10 protein-coding genes are annotated in these 24,271 nt (G+C 64.2%); all 10 read left to right on the forward strand.

Translation table 11 applies throughout. From position 1 onward, the window contains the following. The first annotated feature begins 480 nt into the window (after positions 1 to 480). The 10 genes from cyoA (at position 481) to HU719_RS01190 (ending at position 24,147) form a co-directional block, all read left to right on the forward strand. Complete coding sequence (cyoA, locus tag HU719_RS01145; RefSeq protein ID WP_186521130.1) at positions 481 to 1,425, forward strand: ubiquinol oxidase subunit II; 945 nt, start codon at positions 481 to 483, stop codon at positions 1,423 to 1,425. Between the two features lie 3 nt (positions 1,426 to 1,428). Further along, complete coding sequence (gene cyoB, locus HU719_RS01150) at positions 1,429 to 3,447, forward strand: cytochrome o ubiquinol oxidase subunit I (protein ID WP_186536806.1); 2,019 nt, start codon at positions 1,429 to 1,431, stop codon at positions 3,445 to 3,447. A 3-nt stretch (positions 3,448 to 3,450) separates the two neighbouring features. Beyond that, a complete protein-coding gene (gene cyoC / locus HU719_RS01155) occupies positions 3,451 to 4,074 on the forward strand; it encodes a cytochrome o ubiquinol oxidase subunit III (RefSeq protein ID WP_186521132.1) in 624 nt (207 codons plus the stop codon). Continuing rightward, positions 4,074 to 4,406 (forward strand): cytochrome o ubiquinol oxidase subunit IV, encoded by a 333-nt coding sequence (gene cyoD / locus HU719_RS01160; protein ID WP_186521133.1) that lies wholly within the window; start codon positions 4,074 to 4,076, stop codon positions 4,404 to 4,406. The genes cyoC and cyoD overlap by 1 nt, the downstream gene beginning before the upstream one ends. A gap of 11 nt (positions 4,407 to 4,417) precedes the next feature. Further along, positions 4,418 to 5,305: a heme o synthase gene (cyoE, locus tag HU719_RS01165; protein WP_186521134.1), complete on the forward strand. Its 888-nt coding sequence runs from the start codon at positions 4,418 to 4,420 to the stop codon at positions 5,303 to 5,305. Positions 5,306 to 5,441: 136 nt separating this feature from the next. After that, a complete protein-coding gene (locus HU719_RS01170; protein WP_186536807.1) occupies positions 5,442 to 6,569 on the forward strand; it encodes a hypothetical protein in 1,128 nt (375 codons plus the stop codon). A gap of 126 nt (positions 6,570 to 6,695) precedes the next feature. Next, positions 6,696 to 7,904, forward strand: coding sequence for an alanine transaminase (gene alaC / locus HU719_RS01175; RefSeq protein WP_186521136.1), 1,209 nt, complete (start codon positions 6,696 to 6,698; stop codon positions 7,902 to 7,904). A 266-nt stretch (positions 7,905 to 8,170) separates the two neighbouring features. Further along, positions 8,171 to 8,554, forward strand: coding sequence for a YkgJ family cysteine cluster protein (locus tag HU719_RS01180; RefSeq protein ID WP_186536808.1), 384 nt, complete (start codon positions 8,171 to 8,173; stop codon positions 8,552 to 8,554). A gap of 306 nt (positions 8,555 to 8,860) precedes the next feature. Next, entirely contained in the window at positions 8,861 to 12,106 is a 3,246-nt protein-coding gene (locus HU719_RS23735) for a beta strand repeat-containing protein (protein WP_186536809.1), read from the forward strand. Next, complete coding sequence (locus HU719_RS01190; protein WP_367616349.1) at positions 12,061 to 24,147, forward strand: autotransporter-associated beta strand repeat-containing protein; 12,087 nt, start codon at positions 12,061 to 12,063, stop codon at positions 24,145 to 24,147. The genes HU719_RS23735 and HU719_RS01190 overlap by 46 nt, the downstream gene beginning before the upstream one ends. Positions 24,148 to 24,271 lie beyond the last annotated feature (124 nt).

A 24,271-nucleotide genomic window follows, 5' to 3' on the forward strand; every position in this document is an offset into this window, starting at 1 on the left:
ATGCTCCGGGCCTTGCGCGACGCGGGCTACAGGGGTACTGGAAGGGGTGCGACAAACTGTCGCGAAGTTGATTTTTTGAGCAGTATTGTTACGTATTCTGTAAAAGACTGTTGCTCAATAAGTCATAGTAAAGGGGGGGCGACCTATCTACAATCGCCCCCAATTTCCGTTCGGCACTGCTTGCGAGTCGCAGGATTGAAGGAAGCCGCAGCGCTCCCTTATTGCTGACTTCGTCAAGTTTCGCCCAACGGCGATACCGGGCGGACACCCCTCCGCGTTTTCCCGCACCAAATGGACTTGGTCTGAAGTACAGGCCTGTTGCCTACGAAACCACGCACCGCTAATCCGCTTGACGCCAAGGCCTTTTTTCAGGCCCCCGGCAGGAGCGAGTTCGGGCGCGAAATGCCGCACTTGGCAGGACGAAGTGTTGGCTACCAAAACACAAATTGCATTGAAGCAAGCTGATCTAGAGGTCGTGAGATGAGTAAAAAGCGTTACCCCAGACTGTTTGGCATATTGCCCTTTTTAGGCATGCTTTTACTCAGTGGGTGCAACTGGACCCTGCTCGACCCGAAGGGACAGGTCGGCATTGAGCAGAAGAACCTGATCCTGATCGCCACCGGCCTCATGCTGCTGGTGGTCGTGCCCGTGATCATCATGACGCTGGTGTTCGCCTGGAAGTATCGTGCTTCCAACAAGGCTGCCACCTACACCCCTGACTGGTCGCACTCGACCAAGATCGAAGCCGCGGTGTGGATCATCCCGATCCTGATCATCATCGCCCTGGGTTATGTCACCTACCACTCCACGCACAAGCTGGACCCGTACCGCCCACTGGATTCGGACGTCAAGCCGATCCAGATCGACGTGGTCGCGCTGGACTGGAAATGGCTGTTCATCTACCCGGAACAGGGCATTGCCACGGTCAACAAGATCAACTTCCCGGCCAACACCCCGGTGAACTTCCGCGTCACCTCGGACGCCGTGATGAACTCGTTCTTCATCCCGGGCTTGGGCGGCCAGATCTACGCCATGGCGGGCATGACCACCAAACTGCACCTGATCGCCAACGAAAACGGTGTGTTTGACGGCATCAGCGCCAACTACAGCGGTGCTGGTTTCACCGGCATGAAATTCAAGGCAACTGCTACCTCCCAGGAAGACTTCGACAAGTGGGTCGCCGAAGTGAAGCAGTCGCCGCTGAAACTGGGCAAAGCCGAGTATGAAGCTCTGGCCAAGCCTAGCGAATACAACCCAGTCGCGCTGTACAGCGAGGCGCCAGCGGAGCTGTTCCAGACCATCGTCGACAAGTACGAAGGCATGAACCGCGGCAAGCCGGTCCACGAAGAAGCAGGCAGCAAAGATCTGGCCACTACCACGGGTGTGGAATCGAGTACGCAACCAGCTGCCGGTGCAGAGGAGTAAGAGATGTTCGGTAAATTAACCCTGGAGGCGATACCCTATCACGAGCCGATAGTCATGGTGACGCTTGCCATGATTGCGCTCGGCGGTATCGCTGTCGTCGGCCTCGTTACGTATTTCCGCAAGTGGACCTACTTGTGGACTGAGTGGCTGACCACCGTCGACCACAAGAAAATCGGGGTGATGTACATCATCGTCGCGATGATCATGCTGCTGCGTGGCTTTGCCGACGCCATCATGATGCGTACCCAGCTGGCTGCCGCTACCGGTGGCTCCGAAGGCTATCTGCCGCCTGAACACTATGACCAGATCTTCACCGCTCACGGTGTGATCATGATCATCTTCATGGCGATGCCGTTCTTCACCGGCCTGATGAACCTTGCTGTTCCTCTGCAGATCGGTGCTCGTGACGTTGCCTTCCCGTTCCTGAACTCCCTGAGCTTCTACCTGCTGCTGGCAGGCGTGCTGCTGGTCAACATCTCGCTGGGTGTTGGTGAATTCGCCAAGACCGGCTGGGTTGCCTATCCGCCGCTTGCGGGTATCCAGTACAGCCCTGGGGTAGGTGTCGACTACTATATCTGGGCGCTACAGCTATCCGGATTGGGTACGACACTGACCGGCGTGAACTTCCTCGTCACTGTGATGAAGATGCGCGCCCCTGGCATGAAACTGATGGACATGCCGATCTTCACCTGGACCTGCACCTGGGCCAACGTGCTGATCGTCGCTTCCTTCCCGATCCTGACCGCCGCACTCGCCCTGCTGACTGTTGACCGTTATCTGGACTTCCACATCTTCACCAACGAGCTTGGTGGGAACCCGATGATGTACGTCAACCTGTTCTGGGCATGGGGTCACCCTGAGGTTTACATCCTGATCCTGCCGGCCTTCGGCGTGTTCTCGGAAGTGACTTCGACGTTCTCCAGCAAACGCCTGTTCGGCCACCACGCGATGATCTACGCATCGGGTGCCATTGCGATCCTGGGCTTTGCGGTATGGCTGCACCACTTCTTCACCATGGGTGCCGGCGCCAGCGTCAACACCTTCTTCGGCCTGGCGACGATGCTGATCTCCATCCCGACCGGTGTGAAGCTGTTCAACTGGCTGTTCACCATGTACCAAGGCCGTGTGCGCTTCACCGCACCGATGATGTGGACCCTGGGCTTCATGGTCACCTTCTCCATTGGTGGCATGACCGGCGTACTGCTGGCCGTTCCGGGTGCTGACTTCGTGCTGCACAACAGCCTGTTCGTTATCGCTCACTTCCACAACGTGATCATCGGTGGTGCGGTATTCGGCTACATTGCCGGCTTCGCCTTCTGGTTCCCGAAAGCCTTCGGCTTCACCCTGAACGAGAAGTGGGGCAAAGCTGCCTTCTGGTTCTGGCTGTCGGGCTTCTACGTTGCGTTCATGCCGCTGTACGCCCTGGGCTTCATGGGCATGACCCGTCGTCTGAACCACTCCGACAACCCACTGTGGGAACCCTACCTGTACGTAGCCGTTGTCGGCGCCGTGCTGATCCTGTTCGGTATCGCTTGCCAGCTGATCCAGATCGTCGTTTCGGTTCGCGATCGCAACCAGAACCTCGACGTGACCGGCGACCCATGGGGCGGCCGTACTCTGGAATGGTCCACTTCGTCGCCACCTCCGTTCTACAACTTCGCTCACATGCCTGAGAAAGTTGGCCTGGACGCCTGGCACGAAGCCAAGGAAGCCGGTGTTGCGTACAAGGCTCCGGCCAAGTACGAAGCGATCCACATGCCGAGCAACACCTCCACCGGTCTGTTCATGGGTCTGTTCCTGACCGTGTTCGGCTTCGCCTTCATCTGGCACATCTGGTGGCTGGTGGGCGCAAGCCTGGTGGCAACCATCGCAGTCTTCGTTCGCCACGCTGCACGTGACGACCAGGGCTTCATGGTTCCGGCCGAAGAAGTGGCGCGCATCGAAGGCGAGCGCATGAAAGCGCTGGCCCAAGCAGGTGCTCTGCCTGCCGGCGCACGTGTCGAATCGTTTGAGCGGGTGTAATCAATGTCCAGTCAAGTAATGCACGGTGATGCACATGGTCACGACCATGGGCACGATGATCACCACCACGACTCGGGCCAGATGACCGTACTGGGTTTCTGGCTGTACCTGATGACCGACTGCATCCTGTTTGCGTCGCTCTTCGCCACCTACGCGGTGCTGTCCGGCAGTTTTGCCGGCGGCCCGTCGGGTCACGACATCTTCCAGCTCGATTTCGTGCTGGTTGAAACCGCGTTCCTGCTGCTGTCCTCGATCACCTTCGGCTTCGCCATGCTGAAGATGTTCGCCGGCAACAAGGCAGGTGTACTGGGCTGGTTGGCTGTGACCTTCCTGTTCGGTGCCGGCTTCATCGCGATGGAAATCTATGAATTCCATCACCTGATCGCCGAGGGCTTCGGCCCGCAGCGCAGTGGCTTCCTGTCGGCGTTCTTCGCCTTGGTAGGTACCCACGGTCTGCACGTGACTGCCGGTCTGATCTGGATGGCTATCATGATGTATCAGATCAACAAGCACGGCATCACGCCGACCGCCAAGACCCGCATGAGCTGCCTGAGCCTGTTCTGGCACTTCCTGGACGTGGTCTGGATCTGCGTATTCACCGTCGTTTACCTGTTGGGAGTTATCTAATGGCTAACGCACACGACGTCCATCACGAAGGCAGCCACGGCAGCGTCAAGTCGTACATGATCGGTTTCGTACTGTCGATCATCCTGACCGCTATCCCGTTTGGCCTGGTGATGTACCCGAGCCTGCCGAAGAACCTGACCGTCCTGATCGTGGTGGCCATGGCCGTCATTCAGGTGGTAGTACACCTCGTGTACTTCCTGCACATGGACCGCTCGAAAGAGCAACGCTCCAATGTGTCGACGTTCCTGTTCACCGTCATGGTTATCGCTCTGCTGGTCGGCCTGTCGCTGTGGATCATGTTCAGCATCCACTTCGAAATGATGGCCAAGTGAGGTAAGACTGCATGTCCGTAAAGCACTTTATCCAAATCACCAAACCGGGGATCATTTTCGGTAACGTGCTTTCCGTGGCAGGCGGCTTCTTCCTTGCCTCGAAGGGCCAAGTGGACTTCGCCCTGTTCCTGGCGGTGGTAATCGGTACTTCCCTGGTGGTTGCCTCGGGATGCGTGTTCAACAACTGCATCGACCGTGACATCGACCACAAGATGGAACGCACCAAGAACCGCGTCATGGTGCAGGGCGGCATGTCGCTGCCCCTCGCGCTGGCTTACGCCACCCTGCTTGGGGTGGTCGGCTTTGGCATGCTGTATGTCCAGGCCAACCCGCTGGCGGCGTTCTGCGCCCTGGTCGGCTTTGTGGTCTACGTTGGCTTCTACAGCCTGTGGCTCAAACGCAAATCGGTGCACGGCACCTTGGTCGGCAGCCTGTCCGGTGCCATGCCTCCGGTGATCGGCTACTGCGCCGTCAGCAACAGCTTCGACCTGGCTGCGGTGACCCTGCTGGTGATGTTCAGCCTGTGGCAGATGCCGCACAGCTTCGCCATCGCGATCTTCCGCTTCAAGGACTACAGCGCTGCCAACATCCCGGTTCTGCCGGTGCAGCGCGGTATCCTGGCTGCGAAAAAGCAGATCGTGCTGTACGTGCTGGCGTTCGTCCTGGCCACCTTGATGCTGACCCTTGGCGGTTACGCAGGCCTGGGTTACCTGGCCGTCGCGGCTGCCATGGGCCTGTACTGGCTGTACATGGCCTGGGGCGGCTACAAGGCTGAGGACGACAGCAAGTGGGCGCGCAAAGTGTTTGGCTTCTCCATCCTTCTCGTGACCGCCTTGAGCGTAATGATGGGGGTGGACAGCCAGACTGCCGCCGATGTGCTGATGACCTACGCGCGCTGATCGAGCAAGCGCTTCATTAAAAAACCCGGCCTTGAGTGCCGGGTTTTTTTTCCCTGGTGGGTCAGTATTCCTGCTGATATGAGCCCCGTGCCCAACCCTATTTTCGCACCTCGACAACATGACGAGGTGCGAAGTGATGGGCGTTTTTACCGTGTATTTTTCGGGGACTGGATCGAACCGGGCAGATGATCACAACCCGCTGTACTGGGAGGGCGAACTGATCGCCACCTTGGCCGATAGCGACCAGGGCAAGCGTTTCATCGACTGGATCGCGATCGACGGGCCAGGCTCTGGCAATCATCAGCATGAGCGTCTTTTCGTGCAGGACCAAGACCACTACGAAGTGTTCGGTACCGCGTTCGGATCGGGGTGGGACGAGAACGTGCAGCATGCGCTCAACGTGATCAAGGGGCACAGTGACTGGCGAGGGGACTTGAGTGCCGAGGGTGAATTCGAACGGATCGAGGGCGAGCCTGCGGGCGTTGATGGGCAGCGCGCACGCAACTCCTGGATGTGGCAGCGCTTCGATCACAGCAATCGAAAGATCACGCTGCAGGAGTTGGAGGAGCAACTGATCAAGGAGAACCGTAAGCCGCTGATTCCGGACACGGTCAATTTGGTCGGCTGGAGCCGGGGCGCGATCTGCTGTCATATGCTGGCCAACGCCATGGCAAAAGACCCACTGCTCAGTGCCGTCAAAGTGAATATATTCGCGGTCGATCCGGTCCCCGGGCCTTTCAATCTCTCGCCGGAACGCTACAAACTGCAGAGCAACGTGGCAGAGTACGTAGGGTTTTATGCCCGCGACGAGCGCTCGATGGGGTTCGCTGCGGTGATCCCGTTCACCGAACCAGGCACCCAGATCAGCGTCTGGCCACTGCCGGGGCGCCATGCCACGCTGGTCGGCAATGCTTCGCTCGATGGCGTTAGCGAGCCCGGTACTCTCAAAGAGCCGGGGCGCATCGTAAGGTTTCATGCAGCGGATTTCCTGGGGCGCTGGGGGACGGTGCTGGACCCCGCCTTGAAGCTGGATCAGGAACTGCTCGATGGCTGGTATGTGAAGGTGGCAGAGGACGACGCCCAGTACCTGGCCATGCGTAAGCACTCCTACACAGTGTTCACCGAGGAAAAAGACGGCCAACGGTGGGTTTACCACGGCGATCAGGCGGTGGCCTATGACACGGTCAATGGAGAACCTTTCAACCCGTCGGAAGGGTTGAACCTGAAACTCTGGAAAAAACACGCCGAGGCTGATGAGGCCTGACCCGCCACGGCCTGGTGAACCCAGGCCTTTACACTGGGCGGCCGATGAGATTATCTTCGTCGTCGGCCGCCGCAGCGGCCAGCGTCGCTCGGACGGTTCCGGGCGCTTACGTCTTCAGAGGAAACCATGGCCAACCCTGGTTCGCCGCGCCGTTTCGCGCGCATTGATCGTCTCCCGCCTTACGTCTTCAACATCACTGCCGAACTCAAGATGGCTGCCCGCCGCCGTGGCGAGGACATCATCGACCTGAGCATGGGTAACCCCGACGGCGCCACGCCGCCGCACATCGTCGAGAAGCTGGTGCAAGTGGCCCAGCGCGAAGACACCCATGGCTATTCCACCTCTCGCGGCATCCCGCGCCTGCGCCGTGCCATCTCGCGCTGGTACCAGGAACGCTACGAGGTCGATATCGACCCGGAAAGCGAAGCCATCGTGACCATTGGCTCGAAGGAAGGCCTGGCGCACCTGATGCTCGCCACCCTCGACCAGGGCGACACGGTGCTGGTGCCCAACCCCAGCTACCCCATTCACATCTACGGTGCAGTAATTGCCGGTGCCCAGGTGCGCTCGGTGCCGCTGGTGCCGGGCGTGGACTTTTTCAACGAGTTGGAACGGGCCATACGCGAGTCCATCCCCAAGCCGAAGATGATGATCCTGGGCTTCCCTTCCAACCCTACCGCCCAGTGCGTCGAGCTGGATTTCTTCGAGCGCGTGGTGGCGCTTGCCAAGCAGTACGATGTGCTGGTGGTGCACGACCTGGCCTATGCCGACATTGTCTACGATGGCTGGAAAGCACCGTCGATTCTGCAGGTGCCGGGGGCCAAGGACATTGCGGTTGAGTTCTTCACCCTGTCCAAGAGCTACAACATGGCCGGCTGGCGCATCGGCTTTATGGTCGGTAACCCCGAGCTGGTCAATGCTCTGGCGCGCATCAAGAGCTACCACGACTACGGCACCTTCACCCCGTTGCAGGTGGCGGCCATCGCGGCGCTGGAAGGTGATCAGCAGTGTGTGCGTGATATCGCCGAGCAGTACCGCCAGCGCCGCAACGTGCTGGTTAAAGGTTTGCACGAACTGGGCTGGATGGTCGAGAACCCCAAGGCGTCGATGTATGTCTGGGCGAAAATCCCCGAGGCCTACGCCCACCTGGGGTCGCTGGAGTTTGCCAAGAAGCTGCTGGCCGAGGCCAAGGTTTGCGTGTCGCCGGGCATTGGCTTTGGTGAATATGGCGATGACCATGTGCGTTTTGCCCTGATCGAGAACCAGGACCGCATCCGCCAGGCCATTCGCGGCATTCGCCAGATGTTCCGCGCAGACGCAAACCGCGAGGGGTAAGCGGCAAGCAGTAGAGAACTAGGTCTGTACCTGGCTTCCAAGCGCAGACAAATCTCCTGGTGGCGAGCGGGGCAAGCCCGCTCACCACAAACCTAGGCAGGGAAGGGAGGTGGATACCCACTTGCCGCTTGCTGCTCCAAGCTCAAGGCCGCGACCAGCGGCCGTCTTTTTTTCATCATCCCTCTGTTCAGCCGGCCGCGGCTGGATTACAAATAGCGGCGCGGGCGCTAGCCCCAATAACAACAACCTCCCCCTCCCTGGTCATCATGTCCGAACAGAACCCTTGCCTTACCTGCGGCGCCTGCTGCGGCTACTTTCGTGTGTCTTTCTTCTGGGGTGAATGCCAGTCGGCGGGTGGCGTTGTGCCTGACGACCTGGTGGTGCAGATCAACCCGACACGGGTCGCGATGATCGGTACCGACGCCAAGCCTTGCCGTTGCGTAAGCCTGGGCGGCGAAATCGGCACGCAGGTGGCGTGCACCATCTATGAACAGCGCTCAAGCCCGTGCCGCGAGTTCGAAGCCTCCTGGGAGCATGGCCAGCACAACCCAAGCTGTGACGACGCCCGGGCCGCCTATGGGCTGCCGCCGCTGACCCCGCCGGGGGCCAACGAGCCGCACTGGCCGGATGACGGCGCCCAGGTGGCGTGAGCGCACGGCGCACCAACTATTGGTGGGCCAATTAACGGCGGCAAATGCGTCAGGTTCTGGCGTATTGCCATGACCGCTCGTCGGCTCAAAAACCGGCGCTTCTGCCTTGTAACCCATGAACCACGTGGTACTTCGAGAAAGTATTAACACCATTTGACCGGCCCCTTCTGCGTGCTGCGCGCCAAGTAGCAGCTACAAATTTCTTCAAAGGAATTTGTTGGTTGGGTCAGGTATTCAGTCGTCGCCCATGCAGCCGCTGCACCGGTCACACAGACTGCCGCCTGATCCACGAAGAAGGAGCTTGCCGTGGATCGTCTTGTCGCCGCCCGTTTGCCTGTGCGCCTCTCTCGCTTGTCGTTCGCCGTGAGCCTGGCGACCGGGGCCTTGTTTGCAAGCCTTGCAATCGAGCACGCCGAAGCGGCCTGTACGCCCGCATTCCCAGGCGCTGGGGCTTCTGTGTCCTGCAGCGGCCAGGCCTCGCTGCTGGGCGGCACCAACAGCTTTTCCAGCAGCGCCAACAACCTCAACGTCACCGTGGTCGGCGGCACCACCATGGGCGCGCCGCTGCTGGGTGCGGGCATGAGCCTGACTGGCAACAACATCACCTTCACCAACAACGGCCTGATCGACCCCTCGGTGCTGGGCCTGATCGGTGGGCTGACCACCGGCACCATCATCGGCAACACCAGCAACGCCAGCACGGTAGTAATCAACAACAACGCCAGTGGCGTGCTCAAGGGCACCGGCGGGCTGCTCAGTGCCAACCTGCTCAACCTCAACGGCATGGCCCTGGATGTGCGTAACGGCGCAGGCGGCACCACGGTCATCAACAACGCCGGCACCATCGGCTCTGACGCGCTGGCCAGCGCCAGTGTACTGACCCAGGATATTCCAGTGATCGCCGTGCAAGGTGGCGGCTCGGTCAACATGACCAACACTGGCAGCATTGTCGGGCGGGCAGCCTTCCAGGCGGCAAACAGTGGTGGCAACACCTTCACCAACGCCGGCAGCATCACTGGCAGCCTGTCGATGGGCGCCAACAGCGCCAACCGCTTCAACGCCATCACGGGTTCCAGTGTCAGCGCTGGGGGCGGTGTCGGCGTGGAACTGCTGGTCACCAGCAACCCCAACCTGGCCTTCGCAGCGGCCGGCGTAATCGACGGCGGCGCCGGTGGTACCAATACCCTGGCCCTGCAAAATGCGATTGGCGGCGGCAGTGGTACCACCGGCACCGGCAGCATCAACGCCGCCAACTACATCAACTTCAACCGGCTGATCGTCGACAGCGGCACCTGGAGCCTGATTGGCCAGGTGCTCGGCAGCAACAGCCAGACCACCCTCAACGGCGGCGTGCTCAACTTCGACAACGCCGCAGCCTTCGGTAGCGGCAGCATCATCGCCAACGGCGGCAGCCTGTTGGCCAGTGCTGCCAACCTGTCCCTGGCCAACGCCATTACCTTGGGCGGTGCGCTGACCACAGGCGGCGCCAACGCCATGGCGCTCAATGGCGTGGTGTCTGGCACCGGCTCGCTGATCAAGACCGGCATCGGTGTGCTCAACCTCGGCGCCAGCAATACCTACAGCGGCGGCACCACCCTCGCTGGCGGCGGCCTCAACCTGGGCAGTGCGACTTCGCTGGGCAGCGGTGCCCTGAACGTGACCGGCGCCGCTACGCTGCAAGGCAGCATGCCACTGGTGCTGAGCAATGCCGTCAGCCTTAACGCAGCGCTGACCTTGCCTGGCAGCAACGCGCTGGGCCTGGGTGGGGTGGTTAGCGGCACTGGCTCGCTGATCAAGAGCGGCAGCGGCAACCTGACCCTCAGTGGCGCCAACACTTACACCGGTGGTACCAGCCTGAATGCCGGCACGCTGATCGTCGGCAATAATGCGGCACTGGGCACCGGGGCGCTGAGCCTGGGCGCCAACGCAAGCCTGGATGCCAGCACCGCCGTAAGCCTGGCCAACGCCATCAGCCTGGCCGGCAACACGTTGACCCTCCCAGGCACCAGCGCCATGACCCTGGGTGGGGTGATCAGTGGCGCCGGCGGCCTGGTCAAGAATGGCGCTGCCGGCCTGACGCTGAACGCCAGCAATACCTTCAGCGGCGGCACCTTGCTCAACGCCGGCACACTTACCGTGGGCAGCAGTGCAGCGCTGGGCACGGGCGCGCTGACCCTGGGTGGCAACGCCAGCCTCGATGCCAACACCACCGTCAACCTGGGCAACGCGGTCAGCCTTGGCAGCAACACCCTGACCCTGCCAGGCAGCGCCGCTACCACCTTGAGCGGTGTGATCAGCGGCACGGGCGCGCTGACCAAGAACGGCGGCAGCACCCTGACCCTGAGCGGCGCCAACACCTTCAGTGGTGGCTTGAACCTCAATGCCGGCACCCTGACCCTGGCCAGCGCTGCGGCCCTCGGCACCGGGGCGCTGAATGTCGGGGGCGCCGCGACCCTAGGCAACAGCGCAGCGATGACCCTGACCAACGCGGTCAACCTCAACGCCAACCTGACCCTGCCCGGTGCCAATGGTATGGTCCTGGCCGGCAACATCAGCGGCACCGGCGGGCTGATCAAGAACGGCAGCGGCGCCCTGACCCTGAGCGGCAACAACACCCAGACCGGCGCCACCGCGCTGAACGTCGGCACGTTGATCATCGGCAGCAATACCGGCCTTGGCAGCGGTGCCCTGAACGCCGCCGCCGGCACCACCCTGGACACCAGCGCAGCCAACCTCAACCTGGCCAACCAGCTCAACCTCGCCGGCAGCCTGATCCTGCCCGGCAGCAACAACCTCACCCTAAGCGGCGTGGTTGCCGGCGCGGGCGGCCTGACCAAGAACGGCAACACCACCTTGACCTTGACCGCTGCCAACACCAATACCGGCGCCACCAACCTCAACGCCGGCAGCTTGGTGCTGGGCAACAATGCAGCCCTGGGCAGCGGCGCGCTGATTGCAGCCGGCGGCACCAGCCTTGACGCCAGCACGGCGGTCAACGTGGGCAATGCGCTGACCCTTGGCGGTGCACTGACACTCGGCGGCAGCGCCAACCTTGGCCTGGGCGGGGTGATCGGCGGCAGCGGCTCGCTGATCAAGAACGGCAGCGCCGGGCTCAGCCTCAGCGGCAACAACACCTACAGCGGCGGTACCACCCTCAACGCTGGCACCGTGACAGTGGGCAGCAACACCGCCTTGGGCAGCGGCGCGCTGACCCTCGGTGGCAGCGCCAGCCTCGATGCCAGCACCGCCGTAGCCCTGGGCAACGCCGTCAACCTTGGCGCCAACAGCCTCAACCTGCTCGGCAGCAACGCCACCACCCTCGCTGGCGTGATCAGCGGCACAGGTGGCCTGGTCAAGAGCGGCAGTGCCGGCCTGACCCTGAGCGGCAACAATACCTACAGCGGCGGCACCAGCCTCAATGCAGGCACCCTCACCGTCGGCAGCAACACCGCCTTGGGCACCGGCGCGCTGGCCCTGGCGGCAACGCCAACCTGGATGCCAGTGCTGTGGTCAGCCTGGCCAACGCCGTCAACCTCGCCAGCAACACCCTGACCCTGCTGGGCAGCAGCGCCACGACCCTGGCCGGTGTGATCAGCGGCAGCGGTGGCCTGGTCAAGAACGGCAGCGCCAGCCTGACGCTGAACGGCACCAACACCTACAGCGGTGGTACTACGCTGAATGCCGGCACGCTGATCGTTGGCAACAACGGCGCTTTAGGTACCGGTGCGCTGGCACTGGGCGGCAACGCCAGCCTGGATGCGAGCAGTGCAGTCACCCTGGCCAACCTCGTCGACCTCGGTGCCAACACCCTCAATGTGCTCGGCACCAGCGCCACCACGCTGGGCGGCGTAATCAGCGGTAGCGGCGGGTTGATCAAAAGCGGCAGCGCCAGCCTGACCCTGAACGGCAACAACACTTACAGCGGCGGTACCACGCTCAATGCGGGCACGCTGCTCGTTGGCAACAACGCCGCCTTGGGCACGGGCGCGCTGGCCTTGGGCGGCAACGCCAACCTGGATGCCAGCACGGCGGTCAACCTGGCCAACGCGGTCAACCTCGGCGCCAACAGCCTCAACCTGCTCGGCAGCAACGCCACCACCCTGGCGGGTGTAATCACTGGCAGCGGGACCTTGGTCAAGAACGGCAGCGCCAGCCTGGCGCTGAACGGCGCCAACACCTACAGCGGTGGTACCACGCTCAATGCCGGCACCCTGATCGTCGGCAATAACGCTGCGTTGGGCAGCGGCGCGCTGACCCTGGGCGGCAACGCCAGCCTGGATGCCAGCACGGCGGTCACCCTGGCCAATGCCGTCAACCTCGGCAGCAATACGCTGACCTTGCCAGGCAGTTCGGCAACCACCTTGGGCGGCGTGATCAGCGGCAGCGGGGGCCTGGTCAAGAACGGCAGCAGCAACCTGACCCTCGGCGCCAGCAACACCTACAGCGGCGGCCTGACCCTGAACGCCGGCACCCTGACCTTGGCCAATGCCGCAGCCCTGGGCACCGGTGCGTTGACTGTCGGCGGTGCCTCGACCCTGGCCAACAGCGCTGCGATGAGCGTCGCCAATGCTGTGAACCTTGGCGCCAACCTGACCCTCGCCGGCGCCAACGACCTGACCCTTGCCGGCAACCTCAGCGGCACTGGCGAGCTGATCAAGAACGGCAGCGCCGCGCTCACCCTCAGCGGCGCCAACACCCAAAGCGGCAGCACCACGTTGAATGCCGGCACGCTGATCCTGGGTAGCAACACTGCGCTGGGAAGCGGCGTTTTGAACGCTGGCGCCAACACCCGCCTGGACAGCAGCATCGCCGGTCTGAACATCGCCAACAACCTCAACCTGGGCGGCACCCTGAACCTGGTGGGCAGCAACGACCTGGCGCTGAGCGGGGTGATTGCGGGCGTAGGCGGGCTGAGCAAGGACGGCAATGCCACCTTGACCCTCAACGGTGCCAACACCTACTTCGGTAACACCAACCTCAACGCCGGCACCCTGGTGCTCGGCAATGCCGCAGCCCTCGGTGCGGGCGCACTGAACGCCGCCGCCGGCACCCACCTGGACGCCAACACCGCGCTCACGGTGGGCAATGCGCTGAACCTGGCCGGCGTGGTGACCGTCGATGGCAGTGCCGATCTCGGCCTGAGCGGCTTGGTCGCAGGCGCAGGCAGCCTTATCAAGAATGGCGCCAGCACCCTTACTTTGAGCAATGCCAATACCTACCTGGGCGGCACCACCCTCAACGCCGGGGCGCTGGTGCTCGGCAACGCAGGCTCGCTCGGCAGCGGCAAACTCACCGTGGCCGGCGCCGGTAGCCTGGACACCACCACTGCGCTCAATCTGGGCAACGCCATCACTCTCAACGATGACCTGACCCTGGCCGGCAGCCAGGCCCTGACCCTTGGCGGCCTGATCGACGGCAGCGGCGGCCTGGTCAAGAACGGCAACAGCACCCTCACGCTCACCAACAACAACACCTACAGCGGCGGCACCACGCTCAACGGCGGCGGGCTGATACTGGGCAACGGCAGCGCAATCGGCAGCGGCGCGCTGAATGTAGCCGCCAACGCGAGCCTGGACACCAGCGATGTGTTCGGCCTGGGCAACGCGATCAACCTGGGCGCCGACCTGACCTTGGTGGGCAGCAGCAACCTGGCCCTGAATGGCACCATCAGCGGCGCCGGGCAGTTGATCAAGAACGGCGCGGCCACCGTCACAATCAATGGCACCAACAGCTACAGCGGCGGCACCACGGTCAACGCCGGCGGGCTGGTTGTCGGCAACGACAGCGCTCTGGGCAGCGGCGCCCTGACCATTGCCGGTGCCGCCAGCCTGGACAACAGCGCAGTCGTCGACCTGGGCAACGCGGTAGTGCTGGGCAATGACCTGACCCTCGGCGGCAGCAACGACCTGACCCTGAGCGGGTCCATCAGCGGCGCCGGCGGGCTGATCAAGAACGGCCTGGCCGACCTCACCCTGAGCGGCAACAACAGCTTCACCGGGGCGATTGACCTGGCCAGCGGCAGCCTGACCACCATTGGCAGCAACGCCTTGGGCAATGCCTCATCGCTGAATGTCGGCGCAGGCGCCAGCCTGAACCTGGGCAATAGCGCCAGCGTCGGCGGCCTGAGCGGCGGCGGGGGTGTCAACCTGGGGGCGGGCAGCAACCTCAGTGTGGGCAGTAACAACCTCGACAGCCTGTTCAGCGGTGTATTGGCCGGCAGCGGCGGGTTGATCAAAAACGGCAGCGGCAGCCTTGAGCTGTCTGGCACCAGCGCAATCGGCGGCGCAACCACGGTCAACGCCGGCCAGCTCAACGTCAGCGGCGCCCTCGCCACCAGCGGCGTGCAGGTCAACAGCGGCGCGACCCTGACCGGTGTCGGCAGCGTGCTCGGCGCGGTGGACATCGCCAATGGCGGGCATCTGGCGGCTAACAGCGGGGCCACCCTCAACACCGGCAGCCTCACCCTGCACAGCGGCTCGGTCTTCGATGTCGGCCTGGGCAGCCCGGCCACCGGCGGCACCGCGCTGGTCAGCGTCAACGGCAATCTCACCCTCGATGGCACGCTCAATGTGCGTGATATCGGCGGCTTTGGCGTAGGCGTGTATCGCCTGATCGACTACACCGGCACCCTGGTCGACAACGGCCTGAACATCGGCAGCGTGCCCGGCAGCGTCTTGCCTGGTGACCTGCAACTGCAAACCTCGATCGGCACCCAGCTCAACCTGCTGGTGGGCGGTGCAGCGGGCGGTGTGCAGTTCTGGGATGGCAACAACACCATCGCCAACGGCGCCATCAATGGCGGCGTCGGCACCTGGAGCACCGGCAGCACCAACTGGACCAACGTCGGCGGCACCCTCAACAGCGCTTGGGGCGATACCTTCGCGGTGTTCCAGAATACCGGCGGCGATGTGACCGTGGTCGGCACCCAGGCGGCCACCGGCCTGCAATTCATGAACAATGGCTACCGCCTGGTGGGCAGCGGCGGTCTGACGCTGATGAACGGCAGCAACGGCGCCTTCGCCGTGCGCGTCGACCCGAACGTTACCGCCACCATTGACGTCGGCCTGTCTGGCGCCGGTACCCTTGGCAAGCTCGACACCGGTACGCTGATCCTCAACGGCGCCAATACCTACACCGGCGGCACCGCGCTGCAAGGCGGCACCTTGATCGTGGGCAGCAATACCGCCCTCGGCACCGGCCAGGTGAATGCGGCGGCCAACACCACCCTGGACAGCAACACCGCCGTCACCTTGGGCAATACCTTTGCCCTGGCCGGCCCGCTGACCATTGGCGGCACTGCCGACCTGGGCCTGAGCGGCATCGTTGCGGGCGCCGGCAGCCTTATCAAGAACGGCGCGGCCAACCTGACCTTGAGCAATGCCAACACCTACGCAGGTGGCACCGTGCTCAACGCCGGCACCATCACCCTGGGCAACGCGCAGGCACTGGGCAGCGGCGCGCTGACCGTCAATGGCGGCAACCTCGGCAGCACCGGCAATTTCACCCTGGCCAACGCCATCGCGCTCAACGCCGACCTGGGCGTGAACGGCAGCAACAACCTCACGTTCAACGGCGTACTCAGTGGCAACGGTGGCCTGGACAAGGCCGGCAGCGGTACCCTGACCCTCAACGGCACCAATACCTACCAAGGCGCAACCACCCTCAGCGGCGGCACGCTGATTCTGGGCAGCAACGCAGCGCTCGGCACCGGCACCCTGCAAGCGCAGGGCGGCACATTGGGCAGCAGCGTTAACCTGACGTTGGGCAACCAGATCGACCTGCTCGGCAGCCTGACCCTGGCTGGCGCCCAGAACATGGTGCTCAACGGTGCCATTGGCGGCAGCGGCGAGCTGGTCAAGAGCGGCCCCGGCGTGCTGGCGCTCAACGGCAACAACACCTACCAGGGCGATACCCGGCTCAATGCCGGCACTCTGCTGCTGGGTAGCGACACCGCGCTGGGTACCAGCATCCTCAGCGCAGCGGCTGGCACCACGCTGGACAGCAGCGCTGACGTGAGCCTGGCCAATGCCGTGAACATCACCGGCAGCGTGACCGTCGCCGGCAGCAATGGCCTGAACCTGGGCGGCGTGGCCAGTGGTGCAGGCGCGCTGGTCAAAAATGGCACCAGCAACCTCACCCTGGCCGGCGCCAACACCTACGCAGGCGGCACCGTGCTCAATGCCGGCACGCTGACCCTTGGCAACAACCTTGCACTGGGTACGGGCGCGCTGACCGTCGCCAACGCGGCGAACCTTGCCACCAGCACCACGCTGAACAACGTCACCAACCAGTTGTTGCTGAACGGCGACCTGACCCTGGCGGGTAATAACGATCTCGCCCTCAACGGCGTGATCAGCGGCCCGGAAGGGCTGATCAAGACCGGCACCGGCAACCTGACCCTGGGCGCCGCCAACAGCTATGCCGGCGGCACGACCCTCGCTGCCGGCACGCTCACCTTGGGCAATGACAGCGCCCTTGGCAGCGGCAGCCTTGCGGTCACCGGCAACAGTACCTTGGGCAGCCTGGGCGTGTTGCAGGTGGGCAATGCCATCACCCTCGGCAACGCCGCCACGCTGGGCGTCGGAAATGCCCAGAGCCTCACCCTCAATGGCGTGATCAGTGGGCTTGGCGCGTTGGACAAACGGGGCACTGGCGAGCTGATCCTCAACGCTGGCAACAGCTACAGCGGCGGTACCACGCTGCAGGCCGGCAGCCTGCTGCTGGGTAACGCCAGTGCGCTTGGCAGCGGCGCGCTCACTGTCACCGGCGCTGGCGCCCTTGACGCAAGCCAGGCGATGACCTTGGGCAATGCCATCAACCTGAGCGGCGCCGACCTTACCCTTGGCAACAGCTACGCGCTGACCCTCAACGGGGCGATCGCCGGCACTGGCGGCCTGCTCAAGGATGGCAACGCCACGCTGACCCTCGGCGCGGCCAACACCTACAGCGGCGGCACCACCCTCAACGCCGGCACCCTACTGGTCGGCAACAATGCCGCATTGGGGCAGGGCGGGCTGACCGTCGCTGGCGCCTCCACCCTTGGCAGCAGCGGCGCAACCGCACTGGCCAACGATGTCGTGCTCAACGCCGGGCTGACCGTCGCAGGCAGCAACGACCTGACCCTGGCCGGCACCCTCGCCGGCACTGGCAGCCTGAGCAAAACCGGCAACGCCACCCTGACCCTGAACGGCAGCAACACCTATCAGGGCGGCACCGAGCTTGCCGCCGGCACCCTGGTGCTGGGCAACAGCGCCGCACTGGGCGGCGCGGGCCTGAGTGTCACGGGCGATGCAACGCTGCGTAACAGCGTGGCAATGGTGCTGGCCAATAGCGTGGATGTGGCCGCCGGCACCCGCCTGACGTTGAACACCCTCAACGCCCTGACCCTCGCTGGCGATATCAGTGGCAGCGGCAGCTTGATCAAGACCGGCACTGCCGATGCGCTGCTGATCGGCAGCAAGAGCCTGACCGGTGATGTCGATATCGCCGCAGGTTCGCTGACCCTGCAAGGCGCCGGGGTGCTGGACAACGTCTCCGGGGTGAACGTCGGCAGCGCCGGCACCCTGAACCTCAATGGCGATGCGAACCTGGCCAGCCTCACCGGCAGCGGCAGCACCGTAATCGGCAACAGTGCCACCTTGAGCGTTGGCAGCAACGGCGCCGACAGCCTCTTCGCGGGCGCCTTCAGCGGCGCGGGCAACCTGGCCAAGGTCGGCACCGGCACCCTGACCCTGAGCGGCATCAGCAGCCTGCTGGGTAACAGCCAGGTCAACGCCGGCACGCTCAAAGTCGATGGCAGCCTGACCAGTGCCGGCCTCACGGTCGGCAATAGCGCCAGCCTCAGCGGCAGCGGTTACGTCGGTGGCCCGGTGATCATCGGCAGCGGTGGCCATCTGGTGGGCACCAGCAACAACACCCTTGGCCTCGGTGCGCTGGTGCTCGACAGCGGCGCCATCGTCGATGTCGGCCTGGCCGCGCCCTCCACCGGGGGCAACGCGCTGTTCCGCGTCGATGGCAACCTCACCCTCGACGGCACTCTCAACGTCAGCGATATCGGCGGCTTCGGCAACGGCGTGTATCGGCTGTTTGACTACGGCGGTGCGCTGACCGACAACACCCTGGAATTCGGCAGCCTGCCGGGTGGATTGAACCTGGGCGACCTCAGCCTGCAAACCGCGATTGCCCACCAGATCAACCTGCTGGTCGGCGCCAGCAGCCAGAGCATCCTGTTCTGGGACGGCAGCCAGACCACCGGCAACGGCCAGGTCAATGGCGGCAGCGGCACCTGGAATGCCGGCAACAGCAACTGGACCGACGTCAACGGCACCACCAATGGCACCTGGGACAGCAGCTTCGCGGTGTTCCAGGGCAGCGCCGGCAACGTCACGGTGGTCGGTGCGCAGAGCGTCAATGGCCTGCAATTCATGACTGACGGCTACCACCTGCTCGGCGGCGCGGGGGGAGCACTCAACCTGGTCAACGGCAGCACTGGCGACACCGCCGTGCGCGTCGACCCAGGCGCCACTGCCACCCTCGATGTGGCCGTCATCGGCACTGGCACCCTGGATAAACTCGACACCGGCACCTTGGTACTCAACGGCAATAACAGCTACACCGGCGGCACCCTGCTCAGCGGCGGTACCTTGGTGGTGGGCAGCAATACCGCGCTGGGCACTGGCACGCTGAGCACCAGCGCCGCGACTACCCTGGACAGCAACAAGGCGGTCACCCTAGGCAACGAACTGGTGCTCGGCGGCCTGCTGAATATCGCAGGCAGCCATAACCTGACCCTCGACGGCGACATCAGCGGCAGCGGCGGCTTGGTCAAGGCCGGCACCGCCAGCCTGGAACTGGCCGGCAACAACAGCTACAGCGGCAATACCGCGCTCAACGCCGGCAGCCTGATCGTAGGTTCCGACACCGCGCTTGGCAGCGGCACGCTGAATGCGGCGGCCAATACCAGCCTGCTCGGCAGCCAGGCCGTGACCTTGGCCAACAACGTCAGCATCGCTGGGCCATTCAACGTGCTCGGCAGCCATGACATCACCCTGGCCGGCACCTTGTCCGGCGCCGGCAGCCTGACCAAAAGTGGCAGTGGCAGCCTGGAACTCGACGGCGCCAACACCTACAGCGGCGGCACTGTGCTGCAGGCCGGCACCCTTGTGGTTGGCAATGACGCAGCGCTGGGCACTGGCAGCCTGAGCGTCACCGGCACCGGCAACCTCGATGCCAGCACCGCTACCACTCTGGGCAACGCCATCGCGGTCAGTGGCGTGCTCAACGTGCTCGGCAGCGAAGACCTGACCCTGGCTGGTGCGCTCAGTGGCGCCGGCACGCTCAACAAAAGCGGCCTGGCCGACCTGACGCTGTCGGGCAACAACAGTTTCAGCGGCATCTTCAACCTCAACGCCGGCAGCCTGAGCACCCTGGGCACCACCAGCCTGGATACCCTCAGCGCACTCAACGTGGCCAGCGGCGCGGCCCTGAACCTTGCCGGCAACACCACCCTTGGCACCCTCGGTGGCAACGGCAGCGTGCAGATTGGCGCCGGCAACAGCCTGGGCGTGCAAGGCGGCACCTTCGGCGGTGATATCGCAGGCACCGGCACCTTGATCAAACAAGGCACCGGCACCTTGACCCTGACCGGCAACAACAGCCTCACCGGCGTTACCAACGTGGATGGCGGCACCCTGCAAGTGAACGGCAGCCTGGCCAGCAGCACCGTCAATGTCGGCAGTGGCGCAAGCCTTGGCGGCAGCGGCAGCCTGGCGGGCACCGTGCTGGTCGGCAGTGGCGGTGCCCTGGCCGGCAGCAGCGGCAGCACGCTGAACGTCGGCAGCCTGAACCTGGGCAGCGGCTCGGTGTTCAACGCAGCCCTTGGCGCGCCCAACGCCAGCCCCGCGCTGGTCAACGTCACCGACAACCTGACCCTTGGCGGCACCCTCAACGTGACCGACATCGGCGGCTTCGGTGCTGGCGTCTACCGCCTGTTCGACTACGGCGGGGCGCTGACCAACAACGGCATGCAGATCGGCAGCTCACCCGTGCCACTCAGCGACCTGACCTTGCAGACCGCGGTGGCCAACCAGGTCAACCTGGTCGTGGGCGGCAGCAACAACGTGCTGTTCTGGGACGGCAGCCAGACCCTCGCCAACGGCGTGGTGAATGGCGGCAATGGCGTATGGAACGCCACTGACAGCAACTGGACCGACGCCAACGGCCTGGTCAACAGCGAGTGGAACGATACCTTCGCGGTGTTCCAGGGGGCGGCGGGCACGGTCACCGTCGATGGCAGCCACAACCTCAGCGGCATGCAGTTCGTCACCGACGGCTATGTGCTGCAAGGCGGTATCGATGGCGAACTGCTGAGCACCGGCAGCACCTATGTGCGGGTCGACCCCAGCAAGACAGCCACCCTCAACGTTGCCATCAACGGCACCGGTAGCCTGGTCAAGAACGACACCGGCACCTTGGTGCTCAACGCTGCCAATGGCTACAGCGGCGGCACCAGCCTTAATGGTGGCACCCTGGTGGTCGGCAACGACAGCGCGCTGGGCAGCGGCACCCTGACCGCCGCCGGCAATACCACGCTGGACAGCAACAGCGCGGTCACCCTGGCCAACGACGCTGTGCTGAACGGCGCCCTGAACATCGCCGGCAGCAACACGCTGGGGCTGGCTGGCGATATCAGCGGCAGCGGCGGCCTGGTCAAGAACGGCGCTGGCGAACTGACCTTGAGTGGCAGCAACAGCTACACCGGCGGCACCCGCATCAACGCCGGCAGCCTGGTGGGCGACAGCAGCAGCCTGCAAGGGGCGATCCTCAACAATGCCGCGCTGACCTTCGCCCAGGCGGGCAACGGCACCTACGCCGGCAACCTCAGTGGCAGCGGCACCCTGGCCAAGACCGGCACCGGCGAGCTGCTGCTGACCGGCAACAACACCCTCACCGGCAACACCACCGTCAGTGCCGGCACGCTGTTGGTCAACGGCCGCCTGAACAGCGCCACTGTGCAGGTTGCCAGCGGCGCCACCCTGGGCGGCAATGGCACCCTCGCAGGTAACGTGCAGGTTGCCAACGGCGGCACCTTGAGCGCCGGGCAGAGCGCCACGCCGCTGTCGCTCGGCAGCCTCAGCCTGGCCTCGGGCAGCACCCTGGACTTCGCCCTCGGCGCGGCCAGCGCCGCCACCACCGTGGTCAATGTGGCCGGCAACCTGACCCTCGACGGCACCCTGGACATTACCGATGCCGGCGGTTTCGGCCCGGGCGTGTACCGCCTGTTCAGCTATGGCGGCGCGCTGACCGACAACACCCTGGTATTCGGCGCCATCCCCGGCAGCGTCGCCTTGGGCGACCTCAGCCTGCAGACCGCCATCGCCAACCAGGTCAACCTGGTGGTGCAAGGGGCGGCGGGCGCGCTGCAATTCTGGAACGGCACCCAGACCACCCCTGACGGCAGCATCGTTGGCGGCAATGGCACATGGGGCAGCGCCAGCAACTGGACCAACGCCACCGGCACCACCAGTGAAACCTCCGGGGGGCAGTTCGCCGTATTTGCCGGGCAGGCCGGGACCGTCACCGTCCAGGGCAGCCAGGCGTTCACCGGCATGCAGTTCCTCACCAGCGGCTACCAGCTGGTGGCCGGCAACGCTGGCAGCCTGACCGCCGTCAACGCAAGCGACGGCAGCCAGGCCGTGGTGCGGGTAGACAGCGGCGCCACTGCGCTGATCAGCGCCCCCATCGTCGGCAGCGGCGGCATCGAAAAACTCGACGCCGGGTTGCTGCTGTTGTCCGGTGCCAACACCTACAGCGGCGGCACCACCGTCAGCGGCGGCACGCTGGCAGGCGACACCACCAGCCTGCAGGGCAGCATCGCCAACAACGCAAGCCTGGTGTTCATGCAGGCCAGCAACGGCACCTTCAATGGCACCCTGAGCGGCAGCGGCACCACCGTCAAACAGGGCAACGGCACCTTGCTGCTGACCGGCAACCAGGCCAGCGGCGCCTTCAACGTCAACCAAGGCGTGCTGCAAGTGGGTAACACTGCCAACCCCGGCGCTAACCTGGCCGCCGCCGTGAACGTGGCCAATGGCGCGATGCTCACTGGCACCGGCAGTGTCGCCAGCCTTAACAACCTCGGCACGGTGATGCCGGGGCAGGGCGGCAACCTCACGGTGGCCGGCAACTTCACCAACGGTGCCACCGGCACCCTGGCCATCGACATTACCAGCAACCCGGTGAGCTACCTGGCCGTCGGCGGCACCGCCAACCTGGGCGGCAGCCTGCAGGTGCTCAACCTCAGCGGTTTCACGGGCAGTGGGCAGTACACCGTGGTCAGTGCAACGGGCGGCATCAACGGTACCTTCGCCGGCACCAACCTGAGCAATTCGGCGTTCCTCAGCACCTCGCTGGACTACAGCGCCAACCAGGTGACCCTGTCGGTAACGCGCAATGGTGCGAGCATGGGCAGCGTTGCCGGCACCCCCAACCAAGGTGGTGTCGCGGGCGCACTGACCGGCCCTGGCGCACCGCCCATGCTGGTTGACAATATCCTGCCGATGGCCACGGCGCAGGCGCAGGCCGCGTTCGACAGCCTGTCCGGTGAAATCCACGCCAGCACCGCTACCGTGCTGCTTGAGGATTCGCGCTACCTGCGCGACGCCGTCAACGACCGCATGCGCCAGGCCGATTGCAGCGCCGTCAACGACCCGCGCCGCACCCTGGCCCCCACCGCCAACCAGCAACTTACCGGCGAAGGCTGCCAAGGCCAGGCCGTGGGCTGGATGCGCGCCATCGGCGGCTGGGGCAGCTATGACGCCCGTGGCGGCGCGGCGTCTGTCGACCGGCAGTTGCAGGGCTTCATGCTGGGCGTGGACAAAGCGCTGGATGAGCAGTGGAAGCTGGGTATCGCGGCCGGCTACACCAATGCCAGCATCGACGCCAACCGCCGCGGCTCCGACGCGTCGGTGGACAGTTATCACCTGGCCACCTACCTCAACTACCAGCTCGACGCCTTTGCCGCCCGGCTGGGTGCCGGTTACAGCTGGCACGACATCGAGACCAAGCGTGATGTCACCGTGGGCGCCTACAACGACCGCATCAAAGGCAAGTACAAGGCACGCACCGCCCAGGTGTTCGGCGAAGTGGGTTATGCCTTCGATGCCGGCGGCATTGCGGTTGAGCCGTTCGCGGGGCTTGCGTATGTCAACTATGACAGCGAGCACCTGCACGAGAAGGGCGATGCCGGGCGCCTGCATGGCAGCGTCGAGGAGGATGTCACGTATTCCACCTTGGGTGTGCGCGTAGGCAAGCGCATCGAACTGAGCAAGGGCACCAGCGTGACGCCACGGTTGTCGGTGGGCTGGCGGCATGCGTTTGGCGACACCCAGGCGCAGACGGATGTGCGGTTTGTGGACGGCGGCGGCAGTTTCTCTACCTCAGGTGTACCGATTGCTCGTGACGCGGCCGTGGTCGAGGCAGGGTTGGATATGTCGGTGGGGCAGAACGGCAAGTTGGGGGTGGGGTATTCCGGGCAGGTGTCTAGCGGGGCGCGGGATCATGGAGTGGTGGTGAGCTTCAGTATGGGGTTCTGAGGGGTGCGCGTTGGGCATGCAGGTGCATGGCAGTGGGCTTTCAGCGCCTGTGAGATCTGGCGCCGCTCGCGCGGCGCATCGCAGGCTATCGCCAGCTCCTACAGAGACCGCGTCGCTGTTGATG

Origin of the sequence: Pseudomonas farsensis (assembly GCF_014268805.2) — a bacterium.
In the GTDB taxonomy this organism is placed as follows: Bacteria; Pseudomonadota; Gammaproteobacteria; order Pseudomonadales; family Pseudomonadaceae; genus Aquipseudomonas; species Aquipseudomonas farsensis.

Bases quoted from the DNA above. Each gene is read 5' to 3' on its own strand.
- HU719_RS01180 (WP_186536808.1), top strand. From the start codon at position 8,171: ATGTCCGAACAGAACCCTTGCCTTACCTGCGGCGCCTGCTGCGGCTAC.
- cyoB (WP_186536806.1), top strand. From the start codon at position 1,429: ATGTTCGGTAAATTAACCCTGGAGGCGATACCCTATCACGAGCCGATA.
- HU719_RS01170 (WP_186536807.1), top strand. From the start codon at position 5,442: ATGGGCGTTTTTACCGTGTATTTTTCGGGGACTGGATCGAACCGGGCA.
- cyoC (WP_186521132.1), top strand. From the start codon at position 3,451: ATGTCCAGTCAAGTAATGCACGGTGATGCACATGGTCACGACCATGGG.
- alaC (WP_186521136.1), top strand. From the start codon at position 6,696: ATGGCCAACCCTGGTTCGCCGCGCCGTTTCGCGCGCATTGATCGTCTC.
- cyoE (WP_186521134.1), top strand. From the start codon at position 4,418: ATGTCCGTAAAGCACTTTATCCAAATCACCAAACCGGGGATCATTTTC.
- cyoA (WP_186521130.1), top strand. From the start codon at position 481: ATGAGTAAAAAGCGTTACCCCAGACTGTTTGGCATATTGCCCTTTTTA.
- cyoD (WP_186521133.1), top strand. From the start codon at position 4,074: ATGGCTAACGCACACGACGTCCATCACGAAGGCAGCCACGGCAGCGTC.